This is a genomic window from Mesorhizobium sp. M7A.F.Ca.CA.001.10.2.1 (assembly GCF_003998575.1).
In the GTDB taxonomy this organism is placed as follows: Bacteria; Pseudomonadota; Alphaproteobacteria; order Rhizobiales; family Rhizobiaceae; genus Mesorhizobium.
In genome coordinates this window covers 1-5873 of the sequence record NZ_RZQY01000364.1, presented here as the reverse complement: position 1 = coordinate 5873, position 5873 = coordinate 1, and the positions used below count along the sequence as shown (strand labels likewise).

6 protein-coding genes, 1 tRNA gene and 1 pseudogene are annotated in these 5873 nt (G+C 61.0%); 5 read left to right on the top strand and 3 right to left on the bottom strand.

All coding sequences use genetic code 11. The features are described from left to right. The 4 genes from EN964_RS21705 to EN964_RS21690 all read left to right on the top strand — a co-directional run. Positions 1 to 151, top strand: a 151-nt coding sequence (locus EN964_RS21705; protein WP_245490681.1) for a DUF2160 domain-containing protein, incomplete at its 5' end; no start/stop codon positions are given. A 79-nt stretch (positions 152 to 230) separates the two neighbouring features. Beyond that, positions 231 to 1955, top strand: a complete 1725-nt coding sequence (locus tag EN964_RS21700) for an ABC transporter substrate-binding protein (protein ID WP_027036699.1) — start codon at positions 231 to 233, stop codon at positions 1953 to 1955. A 97-nt stretch (positions 1956 to 2052) separates the two neighbouring features. Continuing rightward, entirely contained in the window at positions 2053 to 3546 is a 1494-nt protein-coding gene (gene glpK, locus EN964_RS21695) for a glycerol kinase GlpK (RefSeq protein ID WP_127269598.1), read from the top strand. A gap of 26 nt (positions 3547 to 3572) precedes the next feature. Then, positions 3573 to 4046 carry a DUF6882 domain-containing protein gene (locus tag EN964_RS21690; protein WP_127269599.1) on the top strand — a complete coding sequence of 158 codons (474 nt, stop codon included), beginning with the start codon at positions 3573 to 3575 and terminating at the stop codon, positions 4044 to 4046. Between the two features lie 88 nt (positions 4047 to 4134). Here the strand turns inward: EN964_RS21690 and EN964_RS21685 are convergent, their stop codons facing one another. Next, entirely contained in the window at positions 4135 to 4620 is a 486-nt protein-coding gene (locus EN964_RS21685; protein ID WP_127272309.1) for a BA14K family protein, read from the bottom strand. A gap of 259 nt (positions 4621 to 4879) precedes the next feature. Here EN964_RS21685 and EN964_RS21680 point away from each other — a divergent pair. Then, positions 4880 to 4955, top strand: a tRNA-Lys gene (locus EN964_RS21680). Between the two features lie 64 nt (positions 4956 to 5019). On the opposite strand, the gene EN964_RS21675 is transcribed toward EN964_RS21680, so the two are convergent. Together EN964_RS21675 and EN964_RS21670 are read right to left on the bottom strand one after the other, a co-directional pair. Beyond that, the gene (locus EN964_RS21675; protein WP_127273218.1) at positions 5020 to 5490 is read right to left on the bottom strand and encodes a nucleoside deaminase; all 471 of its coding nucleotides are present in this window, start codon (positions 5488 to 5490) and stop codon (positions 5020 to 5022) included. A gap of 251 nt (positions 5491 to 5741) precedes the next feature. Then, positions 5742 to 5873, bottom strand: a pseudogene (locus EN964_RS21670) (DNA-protecting protein DprA); the annotation flags it as partial.

Below are 5873 nucleotides of genomic sequence, written 5' to 3'. Positions count from 1 at the left end.
CTTCGAGACGACGCGCGGCGACCGCCTCTTCGTTTCGCTGCTCGGCAGCGCCTTTATCCATCTCGCTTGGCTGGGTCTTGTCGGACCCAACCTGTGGTGGGCTCTCGCTCTCTCCGTAGTCTACGCCGTCGGCGTGTTCCGCTACGTATAGAGGGGGAAACTGTTGGAGCGACCGCGTGCCGACGACCGCTCCAGATCGCACTTGAAACTTGAAAAGTGGAGGAAACGAAATGCGAAGGCAATTTTTAACATCAACGACTGCGCTTGTCCTGCTCTGGGGAGCAGGCCAGGCCTATGCCGGAATGGACGAAGCCAAGACCTTCCTCGATACCGAAATCAAGGACTTGTCGACGCTCGATCGCGCCGGCCAGGAAGCCGAGCTGCAATGGTTCATCGATGCGGCGAAGCCTTTCGCCGGCATGGACATCAAGGTGGTCTCCGAGACCATCGATACGCATAGCTATGAGTCCAAGGTTCTGGCGCCCGCTTTCACCGCGATCACCGGCATCAAGATCACCCACGACCTGATCGGCGAAGGCGATGTCGTCGAAAAGCTGCAGACGCAGATGCAGTCGGGCGAGAATATCTATGACGCCTACGTCAACGACTCCGACCTGATCGGCACGCACTGGCGCTACCAGCAGGCGCGCAGCCTGACCAAGTGGATGGCGAATGAGGGCAAGGACGTCACCAACCCCAACCTCGACCTCGCCGACTTCATCGGCACCAAGTTCACGACCGCTCCGGACGGCGACCTCTACCAGCTGCCCGACCAGCAGTTCGCGAATCTCTACTGGTTCCGCTACGACTGGTTCAACGACGAGAAGAACAAGGCCGATTTCAAGGCCAAGTACGGCTACGACCTCGGCGTTCCGGTCAACTGGTCGGCCTATGAGGACATCGCCGAGTTCTTCACCGGCCGCGAGATCGACGGCAAGAAGGTCTATGGCCACATGGACTACGGCAAGAAGGACCCGTCGCTCGGCTGGCGGTTCACCGATGCCTGGCTGTCCATGGCCGGCAATGGCGACAAGGGCCTGCCGAACGGTCTTCCGGTCGACGAATGGGGCATCAAGGTCAACGAGAAGTCGCAGCCTGTCGGCTCGTGCGTCGCGCGCGGCGGCGACACCAATGGCCCGGCTTCCGTGTATTCGATCCAGAAGTACCTGGATTGGCTGAAGGCCTATGCGCCGCCGGAAGCCCAGGGCATGACGTTCGGCGAATCCGGCCCCGTCCCGTCGCAAGGCACGGTCGCGCAGCAGATGTTCACTTACACCGCCTTCACCGCCTCCTTCGTCAAGGACGGGCTGCCGGTCGTGAACGCGGACGGCACGCCGAAATGGCGCTTTGCTCCGTCGCCGCACGGCGTCTACTGGAAGGACGGCATGAAGCTCGGCTATCAGGACGTGGGTTCATGGACGCTTCTCAAGTCCACGCCTGATGATCGCGCCAAGGCCGCCTGGCTCTATGCGCAGTTCGTGGTGTCGAAGACGGTCGACGTGAAGAAGAGCCATGTCGGCCTGACGCTCATCCGCGAGTCGACGATCCAGGACAAGAGCTTCACGGAACGCGCTCCGAAGCTCGGCGGCCTGATCGAGTTCTACCGCTCGCCGGCCCGTGTTCAGTGGTCGCCGACCGGAACGAACGTTCCGGACTATCCGAAGCTGGCACAGCTCTGGTGGCAGGCGATCGGCGATGCGTCGTCGGGCGCCAAGACGGCGCAGGAGGCGATGGACTCGCTTTGCTCTGAGCAGGAAAAGGTCATGGAACGCCTGGAAAAGGCTGGCATCCAGGGCGACATCGGTCCGAAGATGGCCGAAGAGCATGACCTCGCCTACTGGAACGCCGACGCGGTCAAGAAGGGCAATCTCGCTCCTCAGCTGAAGATCGAGAACGAGAAGGAAAAGCCGATCACCATCAATTACGACGAACTGGTGAAGAGCTGGCAAAAGTAAGATTGTTCTAAGCGGGCGTCTGCGCCCGTGTGACATTGGGGGAGGCGGCATCTTGCCGTCTCCCCTGTTTGTGTAAAAGACTAAGCGGGGAGGCATAATGACCGGATATATCCTTGCCATCGACCAGGGCACGACTTCGACCCGGGCGATCCTGTTCGACGGCGAGATGAAGGTCGCCGGCAGTGGGCAAAACGAATTCGCCCAGCACTATCCGGCCTCCGGCTGGGTCGAGCACGATCCGGAAGATATCTGGGCGAGTGTGGTGTCGACCGTGAAGGCGGCGCTGAAGAAGGCCGGCCGGAATGCTTCCGACGTGGCGGCGCTCGGTATCACCAATCAGCGCGAAACAGTCGTCATCTGGGATAAGGCGACCGGCAAGCCGATCCACAATGCCATTGTCTGGCAGGACCGGCGCACCGCGCCGCTGTGCCAGAAACTCAAGAAGCAGGGCTTGGAGAAAAAGTTCACCCGCAAGACCGGCCTGCTGCTCGATCCCTATTTTTCCGGCACCAAGATCGCCTGGATGCTGGACAAGGTGAAAGGCGCGAGAAAACGCGCCGAGAAGGGCGAATTGCTCGCCGGCACCATCGACAGCTTTTTGATCTGGCGGCTGACCGGCGGCAAGGTCCACGCCACGGACGCCACCAACGCCTCGCGCACGCTGGTCTACAATATCGCTGAGAATGCCTGGGACGACGAGCTGCTGTCGATCCTCAACATCCCAATAGAAATACTTCCCGAGGTGAAAGACTGCGCCGATGACTATGGAATCACGGAGAAAAATCTCTTTGGCGCCGAGATAAGAATCCTCGGTGTCGCCGGCGACCAGCATGCGGCAACCATCGGCCAGGCCTGTTTCGAGCCGGGCATGATGAAATCCACCTACGGCACCGGCTGCTTTGCCCTGCTCAACACCGGGAGCGATCTTGTGCGTTCGAAGAACCGGCTCTTGACCACCATTGCCTACAGGCTGAACGGCAAGACGACCTACGCGCTGGAAGGCTCGATCTTTATTGCCGGTGCTGCGGTGCAATGGCTGCGCGATGGCATCAAGGTGATCGGCAAGGCCGAGCAGAGCGGCAAATTGGCTGATGAAGCCGATCCGACCCAAAACGTCTACCTGGTGCCGGCCTTCGTCGGGCTCGGCGCGCCGCATTGGGACGCCGAGGCACGCGGCGCCATTTTCGGACTGACGCGCAATTCTGGCCCGGCCGAGTTTGCCCGTGCCGCGCTCGAATCCGTTGCCTACCAGACGCGCGACCTGCTCGACGCCATGCGCAAGGACTGGAAGGGGGCTTCGGCCAAGACCGTGCTGCGGGTCGATGGCGGCATGGTGGCGTCGGACTGGACCATGCAGCGTCTGGCCGACATCCTCGATGCACCGGTCGACCGCCCGACCATTCTGGAGACGACGGCGTTGGGGGCGGCCTGGCTGGCCGGCTCGAAGGCGGGCGTGTGGCCGGATGCTAAGAAGTTTGCGAAAAGCTGGGCGCTGGAGCGGCGCTTCCAGCCGGACATGGATAGCTCCATACGCTCAGCCAAACTCGCGGGTTGGCGCGATGCTGTGCGACGGACGCTGAGTGTGCCATAACCGATTGTCTAATGGGGCGAGGGGAAATGAAGCCAGATTGGTATCCTGCTTGGCGCGACGAGGCTATCGAACAACTAAATGCCAAGAATGACCGCTTGGAGAGAGACTTCCAGCTCGGCCACTCGTCTCGCTACGACTATGACATCGAGACCAGAAGGCTTTTGTTTTCCAAGGGCGGAGAAATCAAAGTCACCGCAGAGGTCCAGATTGCCGGGTCCACGAGCGCTAAGTCGCAGAGTTGGCTCTGGGCCTGGGCAAATTCAAATTGGCCCGATGACGTTATGATCGACGCAAAGCGGGTTCGATCCTTCGGCGAGACAAATAGCATCGACGAACTGACCCAGTCTTACGTGACGGATGTCGATGACGACCTGGAAGTGCTTGGTTGGGAACTGAGCGCCGCGGCGGTTCGAATTTGCGACGCCCTTGGAGCATATCGCTCACCTTCGGAAGGCGATGCACGTTTTTACATCATCAAGGCCATCAGTTGGGCTGGCTGATGCCGGCTCCCATGCTTACTGAAAAGAGAAGACCCGCGACAGATTCTGGCACGGGTCTACTCGTCAGCTATTGGCACTCATTCACGAATCAGTAAGGCGAACGGCACTCCTTGCGAGGGCCGTAATTCGGCTGGAACGTGTTGTCCGAAGCACGGTAGCTGCGATAGCGGTCGTAGCACCACTGGACGTGGGCGTTGCCTCCGTAGACGCGGTTGTTCTCGTTGTTGATGATGGCACCGGTGATCAGCGCGCCAGTCGCGAACGCCGCGAGCGGGAACCAATAATCGCCGTGACGACGGTAGCCGGGGCGATATTCGCGATAGCCGCGATGGCCGTTCCAATACGCGCCGCGATTGCGGGAAAAATTGCGGTCACGCGAAAAACTGCGGTCACGCGAAAAATTGCGATTGTAGCGGTCCTTGCGCCACTCCCGGTACTGGACTGTCTGCACATCCGGCACCGCGACCTGGGATTGCGGCACATAGTTCGATTGGGCGTTAACCGACACGGCCTCCGCCGCAACGAATGTGGCGGAGAGAGTGGCCGCCAGAAGGCTCGTTGTGATTCTGTTCATTGGTTTTCTCCTCGATGGTTTTGGCGGACGTCCCTGTGCCGGGAAAACGAGCGGCGCATACAATTGTTCCCCAGACTGGATGCCGCTGTCGGGCAGAAATGCCAGTGTTCCCTTGGCTGTTCTCCCACCGGTGGCGCGGCTGGCAAGTGTCGCGACAGGCCGAAGCCACCCGTGTTTGCGAGCTCTCTTTTTCCGGTTGACCGGTCGAGGCACTCTCCCTATGTTCCGCGCAATTTCGAGGGCCGCCTTTCGCCCGCGGGAGCGCGTAGCTCAGCCGGTAGAGCAACTGACTTTTAATCAGTAGGTCATGGGTTCGAATCCCATCGCGCTCACCAAATCCACCCGATGAACTGTCACCCATCTCTCGGGAAGGGCACACCATAACGGGCGGGGAAGCCGTCAACGCTTCCAGAAATCGCGGTGCGGTGCGAGCAATTCGTCGGCGATTTCGGGGAAGGGGCCAAAGACCTCGATCTTTTTCTGGCCGGAGCCGAGGACGGTGCGCGAAGAGAGGCTCATCGTCGGATTCTCAGCGTGATCCCCGGTGAGCGCCAGCAGCTCGGTCTCCTCGATCCCGTAAACCAGCCGCCCGATATTGGCCCAATACATCGTGCCGGCGCACATGGCGCACGGCTCGAAGGTTGAGACCAGCGTGCATTGCCACAGGAACTCCGGCTCGTAGGCCGCCGCCGCGCGCCGGGCGAGCTCCGTCTCGGCATGGCGCACCGTGTCGAGATTGCCCTGCCGCATCAGCACGCGATCGTCCGGCCCGACCAGCACGCAACCGAAGGGATGGTGCCCATGCGCCGCCGTGTCGCGCGCGACGGCATCGGCGGACCGCAGGTGGGCGAGCATCTGATCGCGGGTCATGGCAAGATCCTGTCATGCCGACATCCACCGATGAGCGGCTGAGCGAGATTGGTGCCAACGGACGCGAGTGGCAAGAGCCAACTTTTGCTTGAGACCTTTGCCTCGGGATATCAGACCTTTGCCCTGCAATCGCCGGCCGGTCTTGGCGTCGAACAGATGAGCACAGGCGCGGCAAAGCGGAAAGCCGGCTGAAAAGGCCATCCTCGCCGAGCTTCTCGAAGGAGTTCGGCGGCGCGAAAATGCGAACAGCGTCAGACGGAAGGCTCCCCGAACACCAGCGAAACATTCCCTCCGGCATGGCGCTCGAGGCGGCCGGCGAGGTCGAGTTCCAGCAGCACCATGAACACCTGGGCCGGGTGCAGGCGGGTGTGGCGGATGATCTC